28 protein-coding genes and 2 tRNA genes are annotated in these 26708 nt (G+C 57.4%); 15 read left to right on the top strand and 15 right to left on the bottom strand.

Annotated features, from left to right (window positions below; translation table 11 throughout):
• Positions 1–189 precede the first annotated feature (189 nt).
• The 7 genes from B3075_RS06355 (at position 190) to B3075_RS06325 (ending at position 6183) form a co-directional block, all read left to right on the top strand.
• A complete protein-coding gene (locus B3075_RS06355; RefSeq protein ID WP_290487644.1) occupies positions 190–747 on the top strand; it encodes a hypothetical protein in 558 nt (185 codons plus the stop codon).
• A 166-nt stretch (positions 748–913) separates the two neighbouring features.
• Positions 914–1324, top strand: a complete 411-nt coding sequence (locus tag B3075_RS06350) for an AIR carboxylase family protein (protein WP_012419174.1) — start codon at positions 914–916, stop codon at positions 1322–1324.
• Between the two features lie 26 nt (positions 1325–1350).
• Positions 1351–1884: a bifunctional pyr operon transcriptional regulator/uracil phosphoribosyltransferase PyrR gene (pyrR, locus tag B3075_RS06345; RefSeq protein ID WP_094135688.1), complete on the top strand. Its 534-nt coding sequence runs from the start codon at positions 1351–1353 to the stop codon at positions 1882–1884.
• Between the two features lie 28 nt (positions 1885–1912).
• Positions 1913–2839: an aspartate carbamoyltransferase catalytic subunit gene (locus B3075_RS06340; protein WP_094135690.1), complete on the top strand. Its 927-nt coding sequence runs from the start codon at positions 1913–1915 to the stop codon at positions 2837–2839.
• A gap of 6 nt (positions 2840–2845) precedes the next feature.
• Complete coding sequence (locus tag B3075_RS06335) at positions 2846–4120, top strand: dihydroorotase (protein ID WP_290487643.1); 1275 nt, start codon at positions 2846–2848, stop codon at positions 4118–4120.
• Between the two features lie 56 nt (positions 4121–4176).
• A complete protein-coding gene (gene tsaA, locus B3075_RS06330) occupies positions 4177–4845 on the top strand; it encodes a tRNA (N6-threonylcarbamoyladenosine(37)-N6)-methyltransferase TrmO (RefSeq protein WP_290487642.1) in 669 nt (222 codons plus the stop codon).
• A gap of 201 nt (positions 4846–5046) precedes the next feature.
• A complete protein-coding gene (locus tag B3075_RS06325) occupies positions 5047–6183 on the top strand; it encodes a serine hydrolase domain-containing protein (protein ID WP_290487641.1) in 1137 nt (378 codons plus the stop codon).
• A 206-nt stretch (positions 6184–6389) separates the two neighbouring features.
• Here B3075_RS06325 and B3075_RS06320 read toward each other — a convergent pair whose 3' ends face one another.
• From B3075_RS06320 to B3075_RS06285, 8 genes are all read right to left on the bottom strand, one after another.
• Positions 6390–7763 (bottom strand): efflux transporter outer membrane subunit, encoded by a 1374-nt coding sequence (locus B3075_RS06320; RefSeq protein ID WP_290487639.1) that lies wholly within the window; start codon positions 7761–7763, stop codon positions 6390–6392.
• 21 nt (positions 7764–7784) lie between these two features.
• Positions 7785–9149, bottom strand: coding sequence for an ABC transporter permease (locus B3075_RS06315; RefSeq protein ID WP_094135699.1), 1365 nt, complete (start codon positions 9147–9149; stop codon positions 7785–7787).
• Positions 9146–9850, bottom strand: a complete 705-nt coding sequence (locus B3075_RS06310) for an ABC transporter ATP-binding protein (RefSeq protein WP_094135701.1) — start codon at positions 9848–9850, stop codon at positions 9146–9148. Before B3075_RS06310 ends, B3075_RS06315 begins: the two co-directional genes overlap by 4 nt.
• 66 nt (positions 9851–9916) lie before the next feature.
• Complete coding sequence (locus B3075_RS06305; protein WP_290487637.1) at positions 9917–11314, bottom strand: efflux RND transporter periplasmic adaptor subunit; 1398 nt, start codon at positions 11312–11314, stop codon at positions 9917–9919.
• A 672-nt stretch (positions 11315–11986) separates the two neighbouring features.
• Entirely contained in the window at positions 11987–12394 is a 408-nt protein-coding gene (locus tag B3075_RS06300) for an NUDIX domain-containing protein (protein WP_290487636.1), read from the bottom strand.
• Positions 12391–12900, bottom strand: coding sequence for a metallophosphoesterase family protein (locus B3075_RS06295; protein WP_290487635.1), 510 nt, complete (start codon positions 12898–12900; stop codon positions 12391–12393). Before B3075_RS06295 ends, B3075_RS06300 begins: the two co-directional genes overlap by 4 nt.
• A gap of 7 nt (positions 12901–12907) precedes the next feature.
• The gene (locus B3075_RS06290) at positions 12908–13876 is read right to left on the bottom strand and encodes an RsmB/NOP family class I SAM-dependent RNA methyltransferase (protein WP_290487634.1); all 969 of its coding nucleotides are present in this window, start codon (positions 13874–13876) and stop codon (positions 12908–12910) included.
• A gap of 4 nt (positions 13877–13880) precedes the next feature.
• Positions 13881–14840 (bottom strand): ROK family protein, encoded by a 960-nt coding sequence (locus B3075_RS06285; RefSeq protein WP_290487633.1) that lies wholly within the window; start codon positions 14838–14840, stop codon positions 13881–13883.
• Between the two features lie 235 nt (positions 14841–15075).
• Here B3075_RS06285 and B3075_RS06280 point away from each other — a divergent pair, with 235 nt between their 5' ends.
• The 7 genes from B3075_RS06280 to hemC all read left to right on the top strand — a co-directional run bounded on the left by B3075_RS06280 (position 15076) and on the right by hemC (position 20013).
• On the top strand, positions 15076–15900 hold the full coding sequence (locus B3075_RS06280) for a TraR/DksA family transcriptional regulator (protein WP_290487632.1): 825 nt from the start codon (positions 15076–15078) through the stop codon (positions 15898–15900).
• Positions 15901–15933: 33 nt separating this feature from the next.
• The gene (rpmG, locus tag B3075_RS06275) at positions 15934–16107 is read left to right on the top strand and encodes a 50S ribosomal protein L33 (protein WP_012419155.1); all 174 of its coding nucleotides are present in this window, start codon (positions 15934–15936) and stop codon (positions 16105–16107) included.
• A gap of 32 nt (positions 16108–16139) precedes the next feature.
• Positions 16140–16385, top strand: coding sequence for a 30S ribosomal protein S18 (gene rpsR / locus B3075_RS06270; RefSeq protein WP_012419154.1), 246 nt, complete (start codon positions 16140–16142; stop codon positions 16383–16385).
• Positions 16386–16492: 107 nt separating this feature from the next.
• A complete protein-coding gene (gene folE2, locus B3075_RS06265; RefSeq protein WP_094135713.1) occupies positions 16493–17287 on the top strand; it encodes a GTP cyclohydrolase FolE2 in 795 nt (264 codons plus the stop codon).
• Positions 17288–17307: 20 nt separating this feature from the next.
• Complete coding sequence (ccsA, locus tag B3075_RS06260) at positions 17308–18066, top strand: cytochrome c biogenesis protein CcsA (RefSeq protein ID WP_290487626.1); 759 nt, start codon at positions 17308–17310, stop codon at positions 18064–18066.
• Positions 18067–18086: 20 nt separating this feature from the next.
• Complete coding sequence (gene hemA / locus B3075_RS06255; protein ID WP_256943521.1) at positions 18087–19088, top strand: glutamyl-tRNA reductase; 1002 nt, start codon at positions 18087–18089, stop codon at positions 19086–19088.
• Positions 19078–20013 (top strand): hydroxymethylbilane synthase, encoded by a 936-nt coding sequence (gene hemC / locus B3075_RS06250; RefSeq protein ID WP_290487623.1) that lies wholly within the window; start codon positions 19078–19080, stop codon positions 20011–20013. The genes hemA and hemC overlap by 11 nt, the downstream gene beginning before the upstream one ends.
• A gap of 97 nt (positions 20014–20110) precedes the next feature.
• Here the strand turns inward: hemC and B3075_RS06245 are convergent, their stop codons facing one another.
• From B3075_RS06245 to B3075_RS06215, 7 genes are all read right to left on the bottom strand, one after another.
• Complete coding sequence (locus B3075_RS06245) at positions 20111–20380, bottom strand: hypothetical protein (RefSeq protein ID WP_290487622.1); 270 nt, start codon at positions 20378–20380, stop codon at positions 20111–20113.
• A 13-nt stretch (positions 20381–20393) separates the two neighbouring features.
• Positions 20394–20750 (bottom strand): DUF488 domain-containing protein, encoded by a 357-nt coding sequence (locus B3075_RS06240; RefSeq protein WP_290487621.1) that lies wholly within the window; start codon positions 20748–20750, stop codon positions 20394–20396.
• 409 nt (positions 20751–21159) lie between these two features.
• Positions 21160–23112, bottom strand: coding sequence for an O-antigen ligase family protein (locus tag B3075_RS06235; RefSeq protein WP_290487620.1), 1953 nt, complete (start codon positions 23110–23112; stop codon positions 21160–21162).
• A gap of 203 nt (positions 23113–23315) precedes the next feature.
• On the bottom strand, positions 23316–25214 hold the full coding sequence (mutL, locus tag B3075_RS06230; RefSeq protein WP_290487619.1) for a DNA mismatch repair endonuclease MutL: 1899 nt from the start codon (positions 25212–25214) through the stop codon (positions 23316–23318).
• A 43-nt stretch (positions 25215–25257) separates the two neighbouring features.
• A complete protein-coding gene (thiS, locus tag B3075_RS06225; protein WP_290487617.1) occupies positions 25258–25470 on the bottom strand; it encodes a sulfur carrier protein ThiS in 213 nt (70 codons plus the stop codon).
• Positions 25471–25564: 94 nt separating this feature from the next.
• Positions 25565–25640: transfer RNA gene (locus B3075_RS06220), tRNA-Glu, on the bottom strand.
• A 23-nt stretch (positions 25641–25663) separates the two neighbouring features.
• Positions 25664–25738: transfer RNA gene (locus B3075_RS06215), tRNA-Cys, on the bottom strand.
• 357 nt (positions 25739–26095) lie between these two features.
• Here B3075_RS06215 and B3075_RS06210 point away from each other — a divergent pair.
• On the top strand, positions 26096–26629 hold the full coding sequence (locus B3075_RS06210) for a hypothetical protein (RefSeq protein WP_290487616.1): 534 nt from the start codon (positions 26096–26098) through the stop codon (positions 26627–26629).
• Positions 26630–26708: the final 79 nt, after the last annotated feature.

Below are 26708 nucleotides of genomic sequence, written 5' to 3'. Positions count from 1 at the left end.
CCTGCGGCCCCCCCCCCCCTCTGTATTATACCGGAACCGGATCATCAGGCCGGGAAATGGAAGCCGGCTTGTTTTTCCCGGGAGGGAAGAATATTGTTGACCATGCGTAAAAGATTTCTGTAACGTGTTTTCATGTTAAATCTGTTCCGGTGGGGAATCCTTTCTGCGTTTTTGATGACGCTTTCCGGCATGTCCCAGGATATTGCGGCGCCCTCCATGGCTAATGTGGATTTGGAAATGGAGGAAGGGAAAAAAGTGGCGGCGTACAGGGAGGCTATAGCCAGACACTTGCAGCTGGGTATTATCTGGACGTGCATTGTGGAGTTGGAGGAAAAGGACAATCGTGAGGTTTTGGTGGCCACGCTCAAGTATATTCAATCTCCCGAATGGATTGTGATACTGGATAAATGCCCTTCCGATTACCGCGCCATGCATCTGAAGATGATTAGGGAGTTCAGGAAATTGCTGGAACGGGTGGAAAAGGAGAAGATGACTGCGGATGAAATACTGAACGCTTACGGGGAGTGCGGAGGCCAATACATGAAGATGGGGGGAAGTATTCTGGAAAAATACCGGCTGGAGAATTGTTCCGTACAGTTTTCTTCATTCCTGATGCGGGAAACGGAAGGATTGGGTGAAGCGGAAAGGCTGAAGGCTCTTCACCGGATCAGGAAGGATATCCTCTCCGGAAAACTGAAGATTCCCGGAGAGGATGAAGGGACGGTGGAATCCGGAATGGAGGAATGACAAGGATGCCGGGCCGGTTCCCCGGAACGGTTCCGGAACTCCGGCGTTTTCTTCTTCCCGTTTTTCATTTCCAACCGGGGTTCTTCATTTTTTTTGCAGGTTAAGTCTTGCCAGGGCAGGGGGCTTGGGGTCATAATCCGCAAGTTTCACAACAGCACATACAGCCATGAAAGTCATCGTCATCTACGGCAGCCCGAATGATAAGCCCTTTATGGAACCGGCCCGCGAGTATTTTGCTCAGGAGAACGTTCCTTATGAAGAAACCGTTCTGTCCGCCCACCGCGACCTTCCGGAGCTGATCAGGTTCCTGGGGGATCTGGAAGCCAGCGGAGAAAAGGCGGTTATTCTGGCTGTGGCCGGCCTGTCCGCCGCCCTTCCCGGCGTGGTGGTGATGAGCTGTTCCCTCCCGGTTATCGGCGTGCCGGTTCCCGGAGGCCCCCTGAACGGTATTGACGCCCTGCTGGCGATTGCCCAGTGCCCCGGCGGCGTGCCCTGCACCACGGTTGGCCTGCATAAGAAAACCCCCGTCAATGCCGCCATGGCCGCCCACCGCATTTTAAAGCTGGCGGGGCTGTAACGTGAACTTTTTTCCCCATCCGGCAGATGACTCCTCCTTCACAGGAAATCGTATTGGACGGTCCGGGAATTTCCCGTGCTCTTGAGCGCATGGCCCACGGCATTGTGGCCCGTTTTCCAGGAGAACCCCTCGCCATCGTCGGCCTGCTCAGCCAGGGGGACGTGATTGCCCGGCGTCTGGTGGACAAGGTCAAGAAGCTGGGTGTGGAAGCCCAGTACGGCTCTATTGATATTTCCCTGTACCGGGATGATATCTTCAAGCTGGAAGCCCGGCCCTCCCTCCGTTCCTCCAATTTGCCGTTTTCCACGGATGACATGAGGGTGGTGCTGGTGGACGACGTCCTTTATACGGGACGCACCATACGTGCGGCCCTGAACGCCCTCTTCGACTACGGCCGTCCGGCCCGCATTGAGCTGGCGTGCCTGATTGACCGCGGTGGCCGGGAAGTCCCCATCCAGCCGGATTACACGGGCCATGTGCTGGACCATGCCGGAGCCAAGGTCATCGTAAGCATGAAGGAGTCCGACGGCGAGGACTGCGTAGTCATTCCCTCCCACTGAAAATTTTTCAATTCATTCTCCATTTCCCATGAATCCCCGCAAGGATCTTCTTAATATCTCCTCATTGACTGATGAGGAAATTCATACGCTGCTGGATTCGGCCGGCCCGATGAAAGAGCTCTTTACCAAAAGCGTCAAAAAGGTGCCCGCTCTGAAAGGCAAGTCCGTCCTGACGCTTTTTTATGAACCCAGCACCCGTACCCGTTCCTCCTTCGAGGTAGCGGCGGAACGCCTGTCTGCGGACGTGACCAATTTTACGGTATCCACCTCTTCCGTGGTGAAAGGGGAATCCGTACAGGACACGATCGCCACGCTCCAGGCTATGAAAGTGGATTATGTGATCGTGCGCCATTACAACAGCGGCTTGCCGAACGTGATTGCGCGCCATACCTGCGCCAGTGTGGTGAACGCCGGAGACGGAGCGCATGCCCATCCTTCCCAGGCTCTGCTGGATTCCTTTACCATCCGGGAGGTGTTTCCGGAGGTGAGAGGAAAGCGCGTTCTGATTGTGGGGGACATCCTGCATTCCCGCGTGGCACGTTCCACCTCCCTGCTGATGAAGAGGCTGGGGATGGAAGTGGCCTTCCTGGGGCCGGGTTCCCTGGTGCCGCGCACCGAACATTCCGGCATTCCCCGCTTTTCCGATTTCAATGAGGCGTTTGCCTGGAAACCGGACGTAATTTACCTGCTGCGCGTTCAAAAGGAGCGGCAGGACGCCCCCTTCTTCCCCAGCGCCCGGGAGTACAACAAGATTTACGGCGTTACGGAAGAGCGCCTGAAGCGCATTTCCGGTGAAGGGCTGTATATCATGCATCCGGGGCCGGTCAACCGCGGCGTGGAAATCTGTGACCTGGCGATGGACTACGAGCGCTGCCTGATCAACCGCCAGGTGGAAAACGGCATCGCCTGCCGCATGTCCATCCTTTACCATCTCACTCCGCAAACCCAGCACTGATTGTTCATGAAAACTTCCGTACTTATTCGCAATGCCCGGCTGACGGACGGTTCCGCCCCGGCGGATCTTCTGGTTTCCGGGGGAGTGATTACAGCCAAAGCTCCTGCCGGAACGCTTCTGGAAAGCGCCGCGGAAAAGACGCTGGACGCTTCCGGAAAGCTTGTTCTGCCCGGCCTGTTTGACATCCATGCCCATTTGTGCCAGCCCGGCCGGGAGGACAAGGAGCGTGTGGCTACGGCTACTGCCGCCGCCCTGCATGGCGGGGTGACCGGATTGATGGCGATGCCGGATACCGAACCCGTGATGGACAATGCCGCCCAGATTACCACGTTCATGGAAATATGCCGGACGGATGCTCAGGTGGAGGTGATCCCCTCCGGGTGCCTGACCAAGGGGGACGGCGGGGAAGAGCAGGCCTCCTATGATTCCCTGCGGGCCAAGGGCGTCCGTTTCATTACGGACGGGGACCGCGCGCCGGACAACATGCTTCTGCTGTACCGCGCCATGCAGTACGCCAGCAATCTGAACCTCACTTTCGCCCTGCGCGGAGACGTGCCGTCCCTGACGGCCAGGGCGGCCATGCACCCGGGCACTACCTCCTACCGTCTGGGCTTGATGGGGTCCCCCTCCTGTGCGGAGGAAATAGGGCTGGAAACCATCATCCGCCTTTCCGTGGATACGGGCAACTCCCTGCATGTGCAGACCGTCTCTACGGCCGGCAGCGTGGATATCCTGCGCCGGTGCAAGCCGAAAACCGCCGGGCTGAGCGCGGAAGCGGCGCTTCACCATCTCCTGTTCACGCATGAGGACGTGGGCCGGTACGATACCTGCTACAAAACGCTGCCGCCCCTGCGCGACCAGTCGGATGTGGATGCCCTGATTGCCGCCGTGAATGACGGCACCATTGACTGCATCGTCTCCGATCACACGCCCTGCACGCCGTTTTCCAAACTTCAGGATTTCATTGTCGCCCCGCAGGGCATGATTGCGCTGGATACGTTCCTGCCCGCTATTTACCAGTATCTGGTGGAACCTGGAAAGATGTCCTGGCGGACGGTGGTGCGCGCCTGCAGCGACTCTCCCCGCAGGCTGATGGGGCTGGCCCCCGTCTCTCTGGAAGAGGGGGCTCCGGCCAATCTGGTGGTGTTTGACCCGGAAGGAGAAACGCCCGTCACGGATGAAACGCTCCGCAGCCGCGCCCGCAACACCCCATTCCTGGGCAAAACCCTGAAGGGGAAGGTGGATGCCGTAGTGCTCGGAGAACAGCTCCACTGCTTCTGATGAGAGCGTGATGGAGAAAGGCCGGCAACTATTAATGATTAACCGTCAGCTTCCGCTTGCAGCCCGTCGCCCGCGTCAGCACGTGTTATCCGGACAAATTTGGCGTGCCGCGCCAGAGCGGCCTGGTTCCGGGCGCGCGGGCGCGGCTGGTATTTGAGCCTCCGTTCCGTCATCCGGACGCCGTTCGCGGGCTGGAAGGGTTTTCCCATCTGTGGCTGGTCTGGGTGTTCAGTGAAAACGTGAATAAGGGGTGGAGCCCTACGGTCCGGCCGCCGCGGCTGGGGGGCAATGTACGCATGGGCGTGTTCGCCACGCGTGCGCCGTTCCGCCCCAATCCCATCGGATTGTCTGCCGTCAGGCTGGAAAAAGTGGAACTGCATCCTCTGGACGGGCCGGTATTGCATCTTTCCGGCGTGGATTTGGTGGATGGCACCCCCATTCTGGACATCAAACCCTATGTTCCTCTGGCGGACTGCATCCCGGGGGCGTCGGAAGGGTTTACGGCCGTCCCCTATGAACGGCTGGACGTGGAAATCCCCGATTCTTTTGGCGGTTCCATGTCTCCGGAAGAGAGAGTTGCGCTGGAAGATACGCTGTCCCTGGATCCCCGCCCCCAGTATCAGGACGATCCGGAACGGGTTTACGGCCTTCTGTTCTCTGGCTGGGAGGTGAAGTTCAGGGTAGAGGAAAAGCGGCTGCGCGTATTGTCCCTGGAAAGAAGGTGACATGGTTCCGGCTTTCTTAATTCTCCCCAAAGGATGAGCCGGATGAAGTGGGAGCCGGGAAATGCCTGGCCGCTCATGCGAAAGACGAATGCTTACTTTCGCAGCCTGTCCTGGATGGTCAGCGCCGGAGCTTGCCTTCGGAGCCGGAGGGGAGTATGTTCCTGTTTGGACCCTGGGAGTAACGCCGGGCCTTTTAAGGGAATGAATGATTACCGGCAGATAACCGAAGCTTTTCAGGAAAACTTTCGTAATTACGGAGAATTGGGCGCATCCGTTTCTGTCTGGCAGGAGGGAAGGGAGATTGTTTCCCTGCATTCCGGGTTTGCCGCAGCGGATGAAACGCGTCCGTGGACGGAACATTCGCTGGTGCCCGTTTACTCCGCCACCAAGGGGGCCGCATCCGCCGCCCTTCTGCTGGCCCTGCACCAGCAGGGAGCCACGCCGCAGATGAGCATGGGGGAACTGTGGCCGGAATTCCCGCTTCCTTATGCATCCATTGCGCAGATGATGTCCCATCAATGCGGTTTGGCGGCCTTTTCCCGGACGGCAAACGTGTTTGACCATGAGGATTGCGCGCGCGCCCTGGAGGAAACCGTTCCGGCGTGGCAGCCGCCGGAGCACGGTTATCATCCGCATACTTACGGGGTGATGCTTGATGAACTCATGCTCCGGCTGACCGGGGAACGCCTGTGGCGTTACTGGGAGGAATACATCCGCAAACCGTTGAATCTGGACTTTTACATCAAGTTGCCGGAATCTGAATGGAACCGCGTGGCGACGCTGTATCCCGGCAAAATGGACATGTCCAACATGGGGACGCCGTTTTATCTGGAATACATGAACAAGGGCACGCCCGTACACCGTGCGTTCAATACTCTGATAGGGCTGAACAGTGTGCGGCAGATGAACGCGCCGGAAGCGTGGGTGTCCGGAGTTCCGGCCTTCGGCGGTGTGGCTTCCGCCCGCGGCATGGCGCAGTTCTACCAGGCCTGCCTGGGGCTGGATGAACTCCGGGTATTCCCGTCCGCCGTGCGCGGCTGGATGCGGAACGTCGTCATTGACGGGCCGGACCTGACGCTGAAAACGCCCACCGCCTTTTCCTGCGGTTTCATGCACGATCCCGCAGATCCCGCCACGGGCCGCAAGCTGCGCCATCTGTTCGGTTCCGGCGGTTTCGGGCATGCCGGGGCGGGCGGTTCCCATGCCTTTGCGGATCCGGCTTACGGTCTTTCCTTCGGCTACGCGATGAACCGCATGGACCTGAACGTGCTGCCCGGCGTGAAAACCCGGAACCTGATCAGCGCAGTCATGAAAGAAGTGGCTGAAGAGTGTTCTTAACCTGAACCCTGGCTATCTGTTCAAATCCCCTCGAAAGTTTCCGGATAGTTTATTCGTTCCTACTCTTACGGTCTTTTTTAATCTGAATGTGAAGGGCGCGAAAGAATGATTCTTCAGTCATTCCCTTGTTGCCCTGTCCCCTGTTGAAAAATCAGTATTCCATTTGCCGGGGATGGCGACCCCGGCCTTTTGGAGGGAGCTGCCGGTTACCACCCTCCGCCCAGGGCGCGCGCGAGCTGGACGACGGCCTTGCGGATGTTCTGCTTCATGGTGACCAGGGATTCCTCCGAACTGAGCCAGGAACGCTGGGCGGTGATCACATTCAGGAAGTCCGTCTCGCCGTTGATGTACAGGGTGCGGGAGAGCTGGAACGCTTCTCTGTTGGCGTTGTTTTCCTTGTGCAGGTATTGCATCTGGGAAGTATAGCTGCCATAGGCGATCAGGGCGTCCTCCACTTCGGAGACGGCGGTGATGAGCGTTTTACGGTAAGTTTCCGCAGCTTGTTCCGCCGCGGCTTTCTGGGCGCGTACCGTGGCTCTCAGGGCTCCTCCCCGGAACAGGGGCTGGAGCAGATTTCCTCCCAGGGACCACGCGTTGTTGTTTTCCCTGAAGAGTTGGCCGAAATCTCCGCCGCGGCTGGAAAGGGAACCCGTCAGGCTGAAGCGCGGGTACAGATCCGCTACGGCTACGCCCACGTTGGCCACGGCCGCGTGCAGGTCCGCTTCAGCGGCGATAACGTCGGGCCTGCGCCGCAGGAGTTCGGAGGGGAGGCCTACCGGAACGACGGGCGTTTTTTCAAAGACGGAAGCCTTGGGCAGCGTCAGTTCCACACGGGAATTGTAGGTGCCCAGCAGCACGGCGAGCTGGTTTTTAGCAGAGGCCACCTGTGCTTCCAGCGCGGGGATGCGGCTTTCCGTGGAGGCGACGGTAGAGGTGGCCTGTTCCACATCCAGGCGGGGAGCGAATTCCGTTTTGTAGCGTTTTTCCGCAATGGTGAGGGTGCTGCGTTGGATTTCCAGTTGTTCCCGGGCGATGCGGAGCTGTTCACAGGCGGTAATCCAGTCAAAGTAGGCCGTGGCGACGTCCGCCAGCAGGGCCGTGCGCACGGCCCCTGCGGAAGCTTCCGTGGACATGAGGGAGGCGCGGGAGGCTTCAATGGAACGCCGGTTGCCGCCAAAGAGGTCCAGCTCCCAGGAGGTGGATGCTCCCAGGGAGAAATTCTGGGAAGTGGAGCTGCGGAAACCTCTGTCCGGAGACAGGCTCCATCCGGCGCTGGCGTCTGCGGCGGGAAGCAGGGAGGCCTGGGAGACGCGGAGCTTTTCCCTGGCTTCCCGGATGCGGAGCAGGGCCACGGTCATGTCCGGATTGTTGTTGAGGGAAGCGGAGACCAGGCGATTGAGCTGGGGGTCTCCAAAGATATTCCACCAGGAACGCAAATCTTTATCCGAACTGTGTGGGGGCCTGTTCGCTTCCCACGTGGCGGGGAGGTCATTGGACGGCGTCCGGAAATCCGGGCCCACCATGCAGGAGCCAAGGAAACAGGCGGCCAGAAGGGGGAGGTGCTTGAACGTGGATGACATGGGAAAAGAAGGAGTAAGGAGTTATTCGTGTCTCAGGGCGTCAATGGGGTCCATCTTGGACGCCTTCCAGGAGGGGTACCATCCGAAGGCCAGGCCGATGAACACGGAGACGCCTACAGCCAGAGCCATGGCTTCCGGGGAGGAGGCGGTGGCCCAGTTCATGGTGCGGCTGACGATGATGGAGATAGCCTTGCCGAGCATGATGCCCAGCGCGCCGCCTACCACGCAGAGCAGAACCGCTTCCAGCAGGAACTGGCGCATGATATCCTGCGGACGGGCGCCCACCGCCATGCGCAGGCCAATTTCCTTGGTCCGTTCCGTGACGGAAACGAGCATGATATTCATGATGCCGACGCCGCCGACGACCAGAGAGATCATGGCCACGATCATCAGCAGATTGGTCATTACTTCCGTGGTGCTGCTCATGGCGCGGGACATTTCCGCCATGTCCCATACCCGGAAATCGTCCAGCTGGCCGTCCTTGAGGTTGTGCTTGGCGCGGATCACTTCCGTAATCTGGTCAATCGCCTCGGAGGACCGTTCCGGGTCTGAAATTTGCGCCATGATGAAGTCAATGTTGTTGAAGCGCCGCGGATGGGGAGCGTCCGTGTAGGGCTGGTCCGTAGTTTCCGTGTAATAATCCACGGAATTGGCGGTGTATTTATCCGCCCGGTTGAAGGTGGTGGCGCTTTTGCCGGAGGAAGCGGTGGCGGAACCGCCGCCCAGACCCTGGAGGCGGTAACGGATGCTCGTCCACGGGAGGATGATGGAGTCGTCCTGGTCGCGTCCCATCATATTGGCCCCTTTTTTCTGAAGGATGCCGATGACTTTGAACATGACATTTTTGATGCGGATATCCTTGCCCAGCGGGTCTTCCTCCCCGAAGAGTTCCTTGGCCACCGTCTGGCCGATGACGCATACGCGCCTGGCCTGTTCCACATCTTCCTCGGAGAAGGGCTGGCCCCGCGCCATGTCATACCAGCTTTTGATTTTCAGGTATTCCACGGAACCGCCCTCTACAGTTTCCGGGCTCCAGTTCTTGTTGCCGTAAATGACCTGGCCGCTGGCGCGCACCACGGGCGTAGCCCGCAGAACCATGGGGCAGTCCTTCGCGATGGCTTCGCAGTCCGCGTTGGTCAGGGAGGCCCGTCCGCCCGCGCCGGTATTGACTCCGCTTTTGGAGATGGCTCCGGGGCGAATATTCAGCGTGTCCGCCCCCATGGAGGCAATGGTATTTTTAATTTGAAGCGTGGAGCCCTGGCCGATTTCCACCATGGCGATTACTGCGGCAATGCCGATGATGATGCCCAGGATGGTGAGGGCCGCGCGCATGGGATTGCGCACCAGGGCCCTGATGCAGGTTTTAAGGAGAGGAAGGAATTTCATACGTCGTCCTTGCTAAGCATATCGGAAATCCCTTCGCAGATAAGACCGTCCGCCATGTTGACGGCCCTGTCCGTGAAGGCGGCTATTTTGGGGTCGTGCGTCACCAGGATGACTGTGATTCCCTGTTGGCGGTTCAGGTCCTTAAACATGTGCAGCACTTCTTTGGAGGTAGTGGAGTCCAGGTTTCCCGTTGGTTCGTCCGCCAGCAGGATGCTGGGGTTGTTGATGAGGGAACGGGCAATGGCTACGCGCTGCTGCTGCCCGCCGGAAAGCTGGGCCGGGGTGTGGTCCATGCGGTCGGAAAGCCCTACCAAATTCAGCAATTCCACGGAACGTTCGCGCATGGCTTTCATGCTGAGGGCAGGGTGGGCATATACGGCAGGCATCATCACGTTTTCCAGAGCCGTGGTACGGGAGAGCAGGTTAAAGTTCTGGAAGACGAATCCGATGCGCTTGTTCCGGAGGGTAGCGCGCTCTGCGGCGTTGAATTTGGCGACGTCTTCCCCGGCAATATAGTAATGGCCTGAGGTCGGGCGGTCCAGACAGCCCAGGATATTCATCAGGGTGGATTTTCCTGAACCGGAAGCCCCCGTGAGGGAGACGAATTCCCCTTCATTGATATCCAGAGTGATGCCCTTGAGCACTTGAAGGTCTATTTCTCCCAGGTGGTATACCTTGGTTATGTCACGTAAGCGGATCACGTTGCTGTAATGCTTGATGCGGTAAAAAAGAGTAATTAAGAGGTTGAATGAGGGCAATTCTCCGGGTTAGGGAGGCGGGGGAGGGCCGCCGTTGCCAGCCGGGGCGGGCGTCTTCGTGTTGCCTGTGCTCGGCTTGCGGCGCGGGGGCATCTTGGGCGCGAACGGGTTTTCCCCGCCGGCGGAGGCGGAAGAGCCGTCTTCCGAACTGTCGGAGCGGTTCAATATCTGCGCTGTGGAAACGATTTTCATTCCTTCCCGGAGCGTTTCTCCCGCAATGGCCGTCAGCATGCCGTTGCTTTCCCCTTTGGTGACCAGGTGGGGATAAAGAAGATTGTCCCGCAATTCCCAAACCACGGCTTTTTTCTTCTGACCGTCCCGGACGGGAGCGGCCAGTTCCGGCTGCATCCGGTCAAAAGCCGCTTTTTGTTCAGCGCTGACCAGTTCTGTTTCCGGGCGGAAGCGGAGGGCCGCATTGGAAACGAGGAAGGCGTTTCGTATGTCTTCCACCACGAATTGGACATTTGCCGTCAGATAAGGGATAAGAAGCTTGTCCGGATTGGGAACATCAATGTCCACGATGTAAGTGACTACATTGGACGTCATGGTTGCGTCCAGCCGTATCTTGTCCACCGTTCCCTTGAATTTGCGGCCGGCGAAAGCGTCTACGGTGAACAGTACCTCCTGCCCCTTGCGAATGCTGCCGATGTCCGCCTCGTTCACGGCAGCCCAGATTTTCAGCTTGGAAAGGTCTGTAGCGATGTAAAACAGGCTGGAGGCGCTCATGCTGGAAACTACCGTTTGGCCTATGTTGACCAGGCGTTTGACCACGACTCCGTCCACGGGAGACTTGATGGTGGTGTATTCCAGGTTGCGCATTTCCTTTTTCAGCGCGGCTTCCGCCTGTTTCAGGGAGGCTTCCGCTTCCTGCAGGGAGGCTTCCGCCACGGCTACGTTGGCGCGGGCGGTTTCTTCATCCGCAATATACTGGTCGTAGCTGGATTTGGACAGGGCATCCCCCGGCCCCAGTTTTTCCGCGCGTTCCCGGTCCAGTCTGGCCTGCTGGTGCTTGGCTTTGGCCTGCTGAATGTCCGCCTTGGCGCGGGCGATGCCGGCAATGGCCTGCGCTTTGGAGGCTTCCGCCCTCTGAACGTCCAGCTGCACGGGAAGTTTGTCGATTTCCGCGAGTATTTGACCGGCCTTTACAGGGCTGGAATAATCCACCACCTTGCCGTTCAGGTCCTTGCCGAACTCCATGATGATTCCGCTGACCTGGGCGCCCACGTCTACCAGTTCATCAGGCTCCGTGACGCCGGTCGCTTCAATGGTGATCATCAAGTCTCCCTTTTCAAGGGGCTCTGTCTGATAGTCCACCTGGATGGCCTCATTTCCTTTCCACTGTTCCCAGGCAAACCAGAGGCCTCCGAGAACGGCAATGACAATGATGAGTTTGATGAATCCCTTCACGACTATATTATACTTCGCAATAATGAAAAAGTTGCACGGATGTTAAAAACTTTTCCGCAACAGAGCGTGATCCTATCATGATTTCCGGAAATGTCTAAGGGATTATTATGTTTGTTAACAGTTGCTGTTTATTAACTAATAATATTGCGTTCTTTGCCCTTTTTCTTTCTCGTCCAGTGAGACGGAAAGAACGGGAATGGAAGCTCCCGAAATATCTGAAGGAGGCAGTTGTCTCCGCCCGCATTCAATCTTGAGACATGGCTTCTTCGTGTCTGCAAATGCTGCAGAGTGAAAAGAGCGGGAAAAGGCGGTTAAATCTGACGGCCGGGAGTATTGCGCCAAAGGGGGGAGAATCCCGGCTGTTCTGCAGAGAAAAAGGAAAGACACCGCTGCACCGTCTCTGGCTGTGAGCCACGTTCCCGTGCCTCAATAGAGCGGGGACTTCCGCCGCTGTTTTGACTTTTCCGGTATAGGACGTAGTCAGCCCTGCGTCGGGGCTGCCCCCATTAGGTTGTAATATCGGTCCGGGCCACTTTGCCAGGTAATGACGAGTGCAGCAGCCACCGCCTTGTATACCTCATGGAGGAAAATGTTCCAAGGTGTTTTTGCAATCTTTTCAGACATGGGCGGGGACTTTTCCTCGGAACGGCTGATTTTGAAGGGAATGCGCTTTCAGCGGTGTTTTTCCAGCCATTCCGTTAACACAAGGCGGTCCGCAGGCGCCCAGGGCAGTTCTTCCAGCGTACTGCGGGAGAAGAACCCCAGGTTTTCATGTTCCAGGGGGCGGGGCAGGGAGCAATGTTCCAGACGGCACAAAAAGGGGATGAGGCGGATAACGCGTTTAGGCTCCTGGTGCCGTACAGGGGTGAGCCTGCGGACGGGGACAACGGCGCATCCCAGTTCTTCCCGTATTTCCCGTATGACGGCGTTCCGGGCGTTTTCTCCGGGTTCCACTTTCCCGCCCGGGAATTCGTAAAGAAGCCCGTTGGACTGCCCCGTTTTCTTTTTAGCGCCCAGAAGGAGGGGGCCCCGGGCGGCGGGCAGTTCAATCAGGGCGCAGCAGACGTCCAGCGTGTTCATGGCGCGTGAAAATCCAGGGTATGCAGGTTGATGGTGCGGGTTTCCGTATCCAGAACGCCGAAGCCGATGTGCCCGGTTCTGCCCTGGAGTTCTCCGGGATTGGCCAGCAGGCAGCTGCCGTATTTTTCGCTCACGGCCTGGTGGGTGTGGCCGTACAGGGCGGCGTCGGCGCCTCCGCTGCGCGCTTCCCGCAGGGCGTATTTGGGGTAATGGGAAAGGGAAAGTTTCATGCCGTACCGGGTGATAAGGGCATGTTCCGGATGCAGGCGCGCCGCCGGGGAGCCGGCGGCCATCTGCCGCATGATTTCCACATCATAGTCATTGTTGCCCGGGACGGCGTCCAGAGGAAAATCCTCCGTCAGTTCAATCAGGCGCCGGAAACTCTCCGGGGTGGTGCAGTCGCCCAGGAAGATGAAATGCCCGCAGCCCAGCAGGCGCATCCGGTGCATGGCTGGTTCCAGATGGTCTGTGCGGTCGTGCAAGTCGGAAAAAATGCCTATCTTCATCTTTTTTTCAGCAATTCATGGCGTGAATGGGCCATGCCTTCAATTCATCCGGCAGGGAAAGAGGGCGCGAATGGTCTCCATCCTTGCGCAGCAGGCAGGTGAACCCTCCCGCTCCTGCTCCGTGGAAGGGCATGAGCCGGTAGCAGGCTTCCTGCGTCAGGGAGGAACGGAAATGCTCCAGCTCCGGTACGGTTACGGTGTGAAGGTCCGGATGGCGCTTTAGCAGGTACAGGACATTGCGTTCATTTTCCTCCGGAGCGTAGGTGCATGTGGTGTACAGCAGGAAACCGCCGGGAGCCAGGCACTGGAGGGCGGCCAGTAAAATGCCCCGTTGCCGCTTGGCGTTGCCTCCGGTGACGGAGGAATTGAAACAGCCGGGGTTGGGAATTCCTTTAGCCAGCAGGGACTGCCCGCTGCACGGGGCATCCGCCAGGATAAGATCGAAACAGCCGGGGGCCAGTTCCGCCCACTGGTCCGGGCGCAGGCGCTGGGTGTACAAATTGGTGAAGCCGCAGCGAAGCAGGTTATGGCGCAGGATGCCCAGGCGCTTCGGATGCACCTCATTGGAAACATGCTCCTGCGGAGATACCCGCGTCTGCGCCAGAATGCTTTTTCCTCCCGGAGCCGCGCACATGTCCAGGCAGCGTTCCGGACGAAACGGAAGATGCGCCAGAGGGGCTGTTTCCCAGACGGATGAGAGATCCAGGGGATAGTAATAGCCGCGTTCGTAGTCCGGCAGAGAGCCGGGTTTGGTTTCCGCCTCTCCCGGCGGGAGCGCCAGGATAGAGGGATGCCCCCATTCCTGCGGCGTGTTTTCTGCCGGCAGGGGCGGCCGGTAGCCTTCCGGAGCCTTCGGAGTGATGACCAGCGCGCTTCTGGAACGGTCCCCGGCCTGCATGGCGTCCAGAAAATCCCGTTCCTGTTCCGCCGTCAATTCCAGTTTGCAGGCGAGTTTGAGTATTTGGGAGGAAGACACGAGATCAGGGCCGGAATGTTTCTCCGAAGTGGGTGTTGAGAGCCAGATGGGCGGCCCCCAGGATACCCGCTTCCGTACCGAACTGGGCGGGAAGGATTTCAAGGTATTCCACCAGAGGGGCGGCGAGCTGGGCTTTCATGATTTCCTGAAGGGGCTGGAAAAGCAGGGTTCTGGCCTTGGCCACGCCCCCGCCGATGATGATGGCTTCCGGATTCAGGAGATAGCAGCAATTCATCAGGGCGCAGGAGAGTTTTACGGCCAGGTCCCGCCATACTTGTTCAGCCACTTCATCACCCGCCAACGCGGCCCGTTCCAAAGCGATGGGGTTGCAGTCCACAATGGCCTTGTCAATGCCGTGGCTGGCGTAAAGCGTGCGCGCATCCGCAGCTATTTCCCGGTTGCCCACGTAATCCTCCAGGGAGCCGCGGTTGCCGTAATGGCCCAGGCGCCCCCGGTAGTCGATGCTCGTCTGCCCCAGCTCCCCGGCGGAGCAGGTAGCTCCGCGCAGAAGTTCTCCGTTCACGATCAGGCCGCTGCCGACGCCGGTGCCGAGGGTCAGGCAGACCAGATGCCTTTTTCCTTTTCCGGCGCCCAGCTTCCATTCCGCATAAGCCATGCAGTTGGCGTCGTTTTCCACGTATACGGGCAGTCCGCAGGCCGCCTGGAGCATGTCCTTTACCGGAACGTTGTTCCAGCCGGGAACGTTGGTGAGCGTGTAAACGGTCCCCTGGTAAAAATTGACGAACCCCGGCATTCCCATGCCGATGGCCTGCACTTCCGGGTGGTTCAGCCGCAGCATATTCACGAACTGGGCTATGGCTTCAATCAGTTGATCGGGATTGCCGTATTCCTGAGTGGCTATCGAAGGAGCGTGGGCGATTACTTCCGCGCCCTTGACGACCCCCATTTTGATGGAGGTGCCTCCGAAGTCAATGCCGATGGAGGGAATGGTTGAAGCTGTCATATAATGCCAATATAGAATTTTACCGGGCATTGAAAAGGTTAAAAGAGGTATGTTTCCCCTAAAATCCCGACAGGGAAATAACGGGTATGGGAAGGGGAAAAATGACTTGTTTCACAGCTGAATTTTCTTGAATGAACATTTGGGCGTTTGTAATGTCTCATAGTCTAGTCAGCGGGGCTGGTTCCGCCCTCTGTTCGTGAAATATTGTCAACCTCAGCCCATAGAGATACCTCCTATGCCTACTCCCAAGAAAACCAATAGCAAGACCGTCGCCAAGGAAGTTCCGGCTCCCAAGAAAAAGACCTGCGGGAAGTCCGGTTGCAAGACCGCTGTAGACCTGGAGGCTCCCGCCAAGAAGAAGTGCTGCAGGAAAAAGGCGTCTGAACCGGAAAAAGTCGCCAGCCCCGCCAAGAGCAACGCCTCCGCCGCGGTTGAGGTGGAAAAAAAGCCGGCGCCGAAAACGGTCAAAAAAGCTCCGGTTAAAAAAATCGCTTCCGCTCCCGTTGCCCCGGTTCCGGCTCCCGCAAAAAATGAATTGACGGACGAACAGGCGGAAGCCATTGCCGCCGCCAAGGCGGAACTGGCCGCCAATCCTGAATGGGAGCCCTTCGTGCAGATGCAGCGCCAGCATCTGATGGACTTGCGCGACAGGGCTTTGGACAGCATGAGCGGCGTGGCCCGCGACACTCTCCGGAATCATCCGGAAGGCAGTGAGGCTTCCGGCTCCGGGGAGCACCAGGCGGATGCCGGCAGCGACGCCTATGACCGTGATTTTGCGCTCAGCCTGCTTTCCAAGGAGCAGGACGGCCTGTATGAAATCGAACAGGCGCTTGCCCGCATTGACAACGGAACATATGGCATCTGCGAAATGTCATACAAAGTCATTCCCATTCTGCGCCTGGAGGCCATCCCCTTTGCGCGGCTTACTGTGGAATGCCAGGCCCAGTGGGAAAAGGAAAAAGGCCAGAATGCCAGGTTCCGCCCCAGGGTGGCCCTGGGCTTTGCGGGAGGACAAAATGATGTAGATTTATCTGTTTCTCTTGACGATGACGAAGAATAGTGTATAAATCCTCCCCCGTAACACATTTTCATCATGCCAAGAGACATCATCATCCTCGAATGCACCGAGGCCAAAGCCGAAGGAAAGCCTACGTCCCGCTACGTCACCACGCGCAATAAAAAAAGCCTGCGTACTCCCGGCCGCCTGGAAAAGATTAAGTACAATCCTTTCCTGAAGCGTCGCACGCTTCATCGTGAAATGCGCTAACCGCGTTCGGCTTATCGATTATTTTCATTATTATGTCCACTGAACCCAAGACTGTAGAACGCCGTATTCGTTTCCGCACGTGCAATCGTCAGATGCCGCGCCGTCGTCTCGACATCCCGATGGATCAGGTCAACCTGCTCAACCCTGATTTCCTGTCCAAGTTCACCTCTGAAACCGGCAAAATTCTTCCCCGCCGTGTGACTGGGTTGTCCGCTAAAATGCACCGCAAGGTAACCCGTGAAATCAAGCGGGCCCGTTCCATCAACCTTCTGCCGTAACAAGCCCCAAGGAAAATCTCTTTCGGTAGAATTGTCTTTGCAGGCGGGAGTTTGTCCGGTAACAGGGCAGACTCCCGCTTTATTTCCACCCATCATTCTCTTTCCCCATGCAGGAACTGAAAGATACCCAGTCCGAGGCGGATACGCGCAATATTTCCATTGACCGGGTGGGCGTTAAAGGGCTGCGCTTCCCCATCCAGATACAGGACAAGCTCAACCGCATCCAGTCCACTGTGGCGACGGTTTCTCTGGCGGTGGATTTGCCGGAAGAATTCAAGGGCACCCATATGAGCCGTTTTGTGGAGGCGTTGCACCAGCATGGCCCCTTGCTGGATGTGCATACGGCCCTGGCTATTCCGCGGGAACTGCTTCGCCGCCTGTCCGCCCGCCGTTCCCATGTGGAAATGGAATTCCCGTTTTTCCGCTCCAAAAAGGCTCCTGTGACCGGAATTGAAGGGCTTATGGATTACGTCGTCCGCTTTGAGATGGAGGCGGAAGCGAACAACAAACTGGCTGATTTCAAACTGACAGTCATCGTCCCCGTGACGACGCTCTGCCCTTGCTCCAAAGCTATGAGTTCTTACGGAGCCCACAACCAGCGCGGGCTGGTCACTTATTCCGTGCGTTTCGCCTCCAGGCCTGTCTGGATTGAAGACCTGATTGACCTGGTGGAATCCTGCGCGAGCTGTTCCCTGTTCAGCGTGCTGAAAAGGCCGGATGAAAAATGGGTGACGGAAAAGGCTTACGAAAACCCTGTCTTTGTGGAAGACCTGGTGCGCAACGTGGCGTTGAAAACGCAGAGTCATTCCGCCTTCAGCTGGTACCGGGTGGAAGCGGAAAATTTTGAATCCATTCATAACCACCAGGCATACGCCGTCATTGAACGCGATCTGCGTTCCTGAACCATTTCCGCGCCGGATTTATGAACGATAACTGGTGGGCCATTGCCTCTCTCATCCTCTCCCTGGCTTTCACAGGGCTGGGATGGCGCCTGCTGGCTTCCGGACAACGGTTTTTATATGCCCATCTTTGGATGGCGTGCCTCTTTGTTCTCCAGACAGGGGCGCTATGCGTCAAAGCGTACCAGACGGGAATGTGCCCCATCCGCGGCGCTTCGGAGGTGCTTTTCTTTCTTTCCTGGAGCATCAACCTCTTTTATCTGATGCTGGGACGTGCTTACCGAATGTCCGTGCTTGGCATCTTTACGGCTCCGGCTATTGCCGTGCTGACGGCTCTCTCTCTGCTGATAGGCCGTGCCGGCGCGGACGTGCAGGGTACACATGACTTCTGGGTGACGGCGCACGTGGGCATAGCCATGATGTCCTACGGAGCCGGCGGCCTGGCTGCTGCTGCGGGAGCGGCGTTCTGCATGCAGAATGAATGTCTCAAAAGCCGCCGGATTCCCGGTACCTGCCGTATGCTTCCTCCCATCCGTACACTGGAAGCCAGCATGAAGCGCCTGATTCTTGTGGCATTCCTCCTTCTTCTGCTCGGGGAATGGCTCGGATGGCGGGGGCATCTCCCTATCAATGCAGCCAAGACCTCCATTGTCTCTCTTCTCACGGCAGGCTACAGCGTCCTGCTGTGGTTTATTTACCGCCGCGGCATGCCGGGACGTATGTTGGCGTGCTGTTGCGTGGTCCTCTTTATTGCATCCATGAGCATTTTCCTGGTAAGCTGATGAGAATGGTTTGTTTAGGCTTGAATCACCGGACCGCCCCTGTGGAAATACGGGAGCGGTTTGCCGTGCCGGCCCATAAGCTCCGGGAGGAGGGAAGGCGCATCCGCTCCCTTCCTGAAGTGGATCAGTGCGTTGTGCTTTCCACATGCAACCGCATGGAAATCTACTATTGGTCCAACGCTCCGGAAAATGCGCAGGAGCATATTCTGTCCCATTTCCTGGGAGACGGACGCGGGGAACTGGATATGGCTTCCTATTTTTACAGCCATCAGGGAGAAGAGGCTTTAGGGCATCTGTGTCGCGTGTTGAGCGGCCTGGATTCCATGGTGCTGGGGGAAACGGAAATCTTCGGCCAGGTAAAAACGGCCTACCAGACGGCTTTGGATGCCGGAGTAACTGCGGCCTGCGCCAACAAGACCTTTCAGAAAGCCTTCACGATCGGTAAAAAAGTGCGGACGGAAAGCCAGATTCATGCCGGGGCTACCTCCGTGGGGTCTGTGGCGGTGGAGCTGGCGGAACAAATTTTCGGAGACCTTTCCGGCACCCGCGTCCTTATTCTGGGGGCGGGCGAGATGAGCCGCGTTACGGGGCGCGCCCTGCATGCCCGGGGCGCTGAGGGCATTTATGTGGCCAACCGCTCTTTTGACCGTGCGGTGGAGCTGGCGGGCATGATCGGCGGCCAGGCTATCCGGTATGACGTGTGGGGAAACTATCTCAGGGATATTGACGTGGTGGTGGCCGCCACCGCTGCCCCCCACTGCATCATCACCCGGGAAACGCTGCTGCCTTTGCGCGCCTCCCGTAAATACCGCTCCCTCTTTTTGATTGATATTTCCGTGCCGCGCAACATCTCTCCGGACGTGGCGGATATTGAGGAAGTGTATCTCTACGATATTGACACCCTTACCCAGCTGGCGGATGAAGCCAAGCGCAGCCGGGAGCAGGAGGTCTCCCGGTGCGAGGCCATCATCCGTGACAGCATTTCCAGATATTTTCCGGATTCCGCTCTTTATGACCAGTAAAAATACCCTCATCATCGGCACCCGCGGGAGCGCCCTGGCCCTGGCCCAGGCGGACATGGTCCGTGCTGCCCTTTCCCTCCGTTACCCGGAACTGGACGTGCGCCGTGAAATCATCCATACCATCGGCGATCGCCGCACGGATGTCCCTCTGGCGGATGTGGCCCGCGTTTCCGGCATGGTGGACAAGGGAATCTTCATTAAGGAACTGGAAACCGCCCTCCGGTCTGGCCGCATTGACGTCGCGGTGCACAGCCTTAAGGATGTGCCGAGCGAGCTTGCTTCCGGCTTCACGCTGGCCGCCGTTCTGCCCCGTGCCGCCGTGGAGGATGTGCTCATTACGAAGGAACCGGACTGGAACGGTTCAGGAACACTGGCTACCGGAAGCGTGCGCCGCCGCCTGATGGCGCGTACGTACTGGGGCTCCGGCCTGAGATTTGAAAACCTGAGGGGGAATGTACCCACGCGTTTGGGAAAACTGGTGGAACAACCCGGTTGGGATGCCGTGATTCTGGCCAGGGCCGGTTTGGAGCGCCTGGGGCTGTACGCTCCGGAAACCCTTGTGGAGGGAAGAAAACTTTACATGCGTTCCCTGCCGGTGGAAGTTTTTATTCCTGCCGTGGGGCAGGGCATTGTTGGAATGGAATGCCGTTCCTCGGACAGGGAGACGGAGGAAATGCTGAAAGGAATCAATGATCCGGAAGCTTTTGCCTGTGCGCTGGCGGAACGGGCTTTCCTGGTGCGTCTGGGTGCGAACTGTTCTACGCCTGTGGGTGTTTACGCCCATCTGGATGGAGAGGAACTGGTTTTGCGGGCCGCGTATTATGCTCCGGGCAGGGAAGAGCCTTTCGCCGTTGTGGTGCGCGGAGACCGGAAAGCTCCTGAAGCGCTTGGCCTTCGGGCTTTTGAAGAATTGAGCCTGCGTTGATGGCAAAAGCCTGCCTCTTGTTCCGGGTACGGAGAAAGATAAAAAAAGGATCCGGACTCCGGTCCGGATCCTGAATCAGGCGGAAAACTCGCGGATATTAATGTTTTTCCTTGGAGCCTGAGCTTTTATCGCTCATAAACTGCCCGGTTGAAGCATTGCGTTTAACGCGCCGCCCGGTTTTGCTGGTGGTGGTCACAGAGCGTTTTTTGGAACTGCCCTTGTGACTTCCGCCCATGTGGGAACTGCTGGCCATGTTGTATTCACCTCCTTTCCATTTTCTTCGCTTATTCATGAACGAGAGAAGAAAGCCTGCCGTATCATAGGTTCCCGTGACAGCATTTGGATCTTGCGGATGGAGCTTGTGCAAAAGATGCTTCTGCTTATGAAGCGGACCGCTGCAGAAGGTAATCTCTCAAAGCCGCAGCTTCATTGTGCTCCGTATTTTTGGCGGAGTACAGCAGCGTAACCTTCCCTTTCCGCCCCAGCTGGAGCAGATGGGAGACGGCTTCTCCGTTCTCATCCAGCTCTTCGTCGTACTTTTTGCGGAATGCGTCCCATTTGACTGGATCATGGGCAAACCACTGGCGGAGCGCCGTGGATGGAGCGATGTTCTTCAGCCACTCGTCCCAGGAAGCTTTTTCCTTGGAAATGCCGCGGGGCCAGAGCCGGTCCACCAGAACGCGGTAGCCGTCTCCGGGGGCCGTTGGGTCATAAATTCGTTTGATGGTTATGTTCATGCAAAAAGATTTTGATAAAGGAATAGAGCCGGGAAAGTTTTTTTCTGTTGAGCCGCGTCGGGACATGCGTCTTACGGGGCCGCAAACAAAGGCGGTCCGCGGTTGGGGGAAAAGAAATAAACAATTCTGTTCCGGAGAGGCGTCCGCTTCCGGCGGAAGATAGCTGAAGCCGCTTAAAATTCCGGCGTAACGCCTGTACGGCCTTGCTGCGCCGACTGTCGGCTTTCCGTCTTTCTAGCTGCAGTCCGCTCTGTGTTCCGTGGACAAATAAGCTGACATGGAATCCGGTAAAAGAGAGACCGGACAAGACGGGGAAAACTGCTGTGTTCTTCTGTATGGAACGGTTTTCTTGAAAAAAGGGAGATAACGGTATCTGTTCATGGTTCCCTTTCGCCGGTTTACCGGAATGCTATTGCCGCCAGGAGGTGTCCGGGACCGCTCCGCGTGACTGAAGCGTCATGATGAGCATCTTGAGCTCATTGAGGCGCGAGTAGTGTTGTTTTCTGACTTCGGGGTCCAGAGCCCCGTAATACAGCCACTGATTTGTTTGAGCGGACATCAGGCGTTGGGCCGTCATGGCCATGGACAGGGAGCGTCCGGGGGACTGGGCCGCAATGGCCGTACTCCAGGAATACAGCATATTATTGTAAATGGTGGTCCAGGCGAACATGCGGTCATCAAACCTGCCGGGGCTCTCTACGTACGGGCGGAGCAGTTGTTCCGCTTCCGTAAGGCGTCCCTGGAGGATATAAAGGAGGCTTTTGGCCGCCGTCAGACCGTGGTTCCCGGGGCTCAGGAGTTCCGCTTTTTCTTCCTGATATTCCAATGCTTTGAGCTGAACCGGGCTTGGAAGGGGAGAACTCCCTGCGGCATGCAGAATGTTGCGCCGCACCAAATCCGGATCCAGACTGCGGGAGGCGGCCTCTTCCAGCATGGGCAGCCGTTTGCTGGAGGAAGCCGGAACGGCTTGAAGAGAGTTTTTCCAGACCGGAAAAGCCAGAAACGCATAACACAGGGCCAATATGGCCAGAAGCAGTGCGGCGGACGCTTGAAGCCAGCGTCCGGCCCGGCGCGAAGCTTTCACCCTGGAAAGAGGGGCTGTGCAGGTAATGCCGCCGCACAGGGCGCTGGCTCCAAGCAAGGCAGGGTTATGCCAGATGAATTCCCCATAGGCATGGAAAGCGGCGATGCACAATACGCAGAACGCCGCCGGCCCCAGGGGATTGGACCGTTGATGTTCTCCCGACAATTTCAGAACGCTCCGGAGCCCGGAAATGAGGAACAGAGCAAGCAGAGCCAGCATCAGCCCCAGCCCGGCATAACCGTAGTCGCAGGCGGCTTGCGCATATTCGTGGTGGGCGAAATTGGGGAGGTTGGCTCCGGAGAAAAACTCCGTGGAAAGATTGGTGAACATCCGGCTGCCGTGCCCGAACAGCGGAGACAGGTCCGCCAGCGCCCAGGCCAGTTTGGACAGGTCCAGCCGGTTGCCGAAGGAAAACGTATCCAGGAGGACTGCCAGCCTGCCTGCCCCGCGGGACAAATCCAGCACGGCATAGGACGTCCCCAGGAGGAGCAGGATAATAAACAGGATGGACGCCGTGTAAAATTTTCTGTTATTGCGGAAAACGCTGGAGGTATAAATAAAAAAGCACAGGGTAACGCCCGCCAGGGCGTTCGGGAAGGCGGAGCGGGAGCCGCACGTGAAGGACACGAGGATGAGCGCCACCCCCGTAAACAGGCGGATGCCCCATTTTCTGGCGGAAGCCATGCTGTATGCGCAAAGGAAAAAACCGGTGACGGACAGGAAATGAGCGGAAAAATTTTTGTATCCGAATAATCCGATATTGCGGATTTCCGAACCGAACAGGGAATAATCCGGTCTGAACCAGGAGGATTCCGTTCCGGTCATGTTCTGGTACCCCCACAACAGGGCATTCAGCAGCCCTAATGACGCAGCCAGTATGGGGAGAATGCTCTTTTCCCCGTTTCCGGCTCCGGCATACGTTCCCGCCGCGAACATGACGACGGCCGTGGCGATGAGGCCCAGATCCGCGATGCTCTCATAATAAAACCAGGGGGAAAACCATGCCCGGACAAGGAAATAACCGCCGCCCAGCCCCAGGGCCAGCCAGCCCGGCAGTCCGGGGCTGGGAATCTTGTATCCCCGGAGAATACAGAAGCAGAACAGCAGGAGAGCCGCCGCCAGAAAGCAGGCGGGAAGGAAAAGGGTGTGCCATTCCCCGCCTGCCGCCGTCGTTGCCAGGAAAATATAAAAAAGGGCCAGCAGAACCGCCAGCGCTTTTCCGGCGGCAGTTTCAGCAATGCGCGGAGCGGGAGCGGTACTGGGGGGAGAGGCAGGCATGGCTGGGATTTGTCTGAAAGGAGGCAGTATAAACGCGGGAAACTTCCTTGCCAAGAGCAAGCTCCCTGTTGTGTGCGGGAGGGGACGTCCGAATGACAGAGTACTTGTCGGTCAGGGTAAATTAACCCGCCGTTGGCTGCATATTTTCCGTTTGCCGCAAAATCTGGCAACGCTTCAGCCTGTTTTCCGGAAAGTAAAGTTCCTTATGCCTGTATGCCGAATTTGCGTTTAATCTCCGGGATGGAATAATTCACCAGCGTGGGCTTGCCGCCCGGGGTGCAGTACGGCACTTCGCAGGCAAGCAAATCCTTCAGGATGGCAGGGGCCCGGTGAGGGGAAATGCGCTCCCTCCAGGCGGATTTTCTGGCAAATTCCCCAATGAAGGTTTCATAAACCATACGTTTGGCATTCCGGCTGAATTCGGACTGGGTGAGACGGTCCACCAGCTCCAGGAGAAAAGCGCGTGCGTTTTCCAGTTCCAGCAGGGCTGGGATGGATTCTATTCTGATGGTATTCTGGCCAAAGGGCGTAACGGTCATGCCGGCCTGGTCAAAATGAGGGGCGAACTGCCGGATGACGGCAAAATCCCGCGGGTCCAGATCCAGCACCACCGGATCCAGAAGCTGCTGAGACGGCATGGGGGCTTCCCGGTGCGCGCGCAGCCGTTCAAAAATGATGCGTTCCCGGGCTGCTTTGGGATGCATCAAAACCAGGCCTTCCGGCGTTTCAAACAGGGCGAATTGTTGGCGGAGTGTGCCCAGATAGGAAAATCCAGCAGAGGCATCCCTTGCTAGAGCTGCGTTTTCATGGGCGTTTCGTGCCGTTTCTTCATCCTCCTGACGGTGAAAATCCAGTTTTCCCTGGGTGGCGGGAACCTGCTTCAGGGGAATGGCCCGGAGGGTGGGTGCAGGGACAGGCCCATGAGATTGTCTGACAGAGGAGGAAAACGGCGGTTGGGCGACGGAAGAAGCAGGGGCCGGTCTGGCGGTTGTTGGGAAAGCAGAACCGGGATTGGTGGAACGGGCGGGTATTTCCCCATGCGGCGCGGTGGTGGAAGGGGCAGGAAGAATTCTCTCCGGCTCTGGCGCGGCGGCAGCGTGAATTTCCTGCCGGGCGTGCTTTTGAAGGGTAGTGGCTATGGCTTCCACAATGGTATTGACCACGTCTGCGGAACGGCGGAATCTCACCTCCTTCTTGGCGGGATGCACATTGACGTCCACCAGAGCGGGCTCCACCTCCATATACAGAAAGAGCGCCGGATGCAGTCCGGTAGGGAAGCCTCCATAGCCGTCCCGAATGGCCCGGTTAATGAGCTGGTCCTCCACGGGACGCGTGTTCATAAAAACGTACTGCCCTTTTCTGGTGCGTCTGGCTTCGGAAAGAGGAAGCAGGAATCCCGTGATGGAAATGCCGGGACCGATGGTCGTTTCTATCGGAATCAGGGCCGCTGCTGTAGCGGCATCCGTCAGTGCGGAAATGCGGACGCGCAGATCCGCTGTGGCGGGAAGGTCGAAAACAAGCTGGTCATCCCGCTTATAGGCAAATCGTACTTGGGGATAAGCCAGGGCATGCAGGCGTATCTGATGCTCCACATGGGAGGCTTCCGTTTCTGCGGATTTGAGGAACTTGCGGCGCGCTGGAGTATTGTAAAACAAGTCGGCCACCTCAATGGCGGTGCCGGGAGAGACGCCTGAGCTTCTCGGTTCGTGCTCCAGGCCCCCGTCAATGCGTATTTCCCAGCCTTCCAGCTCCTGCTGCTGCCTGGTACAGAGTTTGAAGCGGGAAACGCTGGCAATGCTGGGCAGAGCCTCTCCGCGGAATCCCAGATGGGTGATTTCAAAAAGCTCCTCCAGGGAAGAAAGTTTGCTGGTGGCATGTCGTTTGGTGCATAGTTCGGCGTCTGCCCGTGACATGCCGCTGCCGTCGTCCGTCACCTTGATCATGCCCACGCCTCCGCGGCGTATCTCCACCCGCACGAATTTGGCGCCTGCATCCAAGCTGTTTTCCACCAGTTCCTTCACAACGGAGGCGGGGCGCTCCACTACTTCTCCTGCCGCCACTTGGCTGGCAAGAGTGGGAGACATGACGTGGATGGATAGCATGGCGATGACGGATTGGAAAAGACTGTTCCAAAAAGCGGAACCTCTAGCCGCCGGCGACGATGGAGACGATTTCCACCCGGTCGCCGGGAGAAACCGTCGCTTGGGAAAAATCCTGCGGCAGGAGCGCGGCCCCGTTGTGTTCCACAACGACGGGGTTGCCGTTCATGTTCAAAAGTTCCAGAAGCCGGGAGACGGAACAGGGTTCCGCCAGTTCGTACGGGGCTCCGTTCAGCATAATATCGTTCTGGGCTGCCATGACGGAAGCTACTGTACCACAACAGAAGAAAAAATCCAGAAACATCCCGTGGGGATGGCGTAAAAAAGATTCCGAATCAAGGCGGAAAGAAAACTGGCATCGCGTACGGGACTCGAACCCGTGTTGCCCGCGTGAAAGGCGGGAGTCCTGGACCGCTAGACGAACGCGACTTGAACCGGTTTTGACAACATCTTGGAGGCGGGAGCGGGAATCGAACCCGCGAATAACGATTTTGCAGACCGTCGCCTTACCACTTGGCTACCCCGCCGCTGATGTTGTGCGCGGATACTAGGGAAAAGAACCGCGGGTGTCAATCTCGTTTTTGGAAAAGATGCTTTGTTTTTTAAGTGAAGGGCTCTTTGGAGACAGCTTTTTCTTTGGCGGGACACCGTCCGTGCCTGTTTTTTGATCGTAAGATGAGAACAATAATGTTTCATCATTCCTTGAACTATCGAGAGCTTGCTCCCGGAGGGGTATACCAGGTGACAATTCCAGTTTGTCTGGATAATGTCGAGTTGGAAGATAGGAAACAATGTTCTTGTGAGCTGGAAACGCGCTCCTATAATCAATAGGGTAAGGATTGTTTCCTGGGGACTCTTCATGGGGTTTCCCGAATTGTGCTGTAATGAAAAAAATATCCCGGATATTAGGCCTTCTGGTCATCCTGTCCCTCCATGCTCCCGCATGGGGGGACAAGGCTGATAACGGAATTGAATGTTCCGTGGTGATGGAAAAGACCTCGTTTGATCCAAGAGCCGCTTTTCCGGATTTCAAGCTGGTGTTTGCCAACAAGGGAGAAAAGGCTGTGCGTCTTTTCAACGACTTCTATCCTCTCAAGGAACGCGGGCCGAATATCATCATCAAGATATGGAGTCAGGGAAACGGAAGGAAGGGAGAAAGGCCAACGGCATGGTATCTTCCCTCCTATCAAATGGAACGTGTCGCGGATCTTATGCGCTTTATTACCCTGAACCCCGGAGAAAAATATGAAGTGCCCGTCAAGGATGCATACCTGCTGCTGACCTATTTACAACCTCTGGCCAGCGGAAAAATATACGAACTGGAAGTACGTTTCCGGGACGGATATGGAGATCCGGGTACCCGGAGGGAGTATGTGGGGAAAAAGGATTTTATCGTCATGGATCAAACCTCCAGGTGAATTTGAAAAATTGATACGGCCCCATTCATGAAATATGAACGGGGCTTTTTTGTGGAGGAGGTCCGTTCCCCTGCTTTGG

Source organism: Akkermansia sp. UBA7090 (assembly GCF_002493465.1).
GTDB lineage: Bacteria > Verrucomicrobiota > Verrucomicrobiia > Verrucomicrobiales > Akkermansiaceae > Akkermansia > Akkermansia muciniphila_A.
The sequence above is the reverse complement of the archived record's forward strand: the minus strand, read 5'-3'. Positions and strand labels throughout refer to the sequence as shown.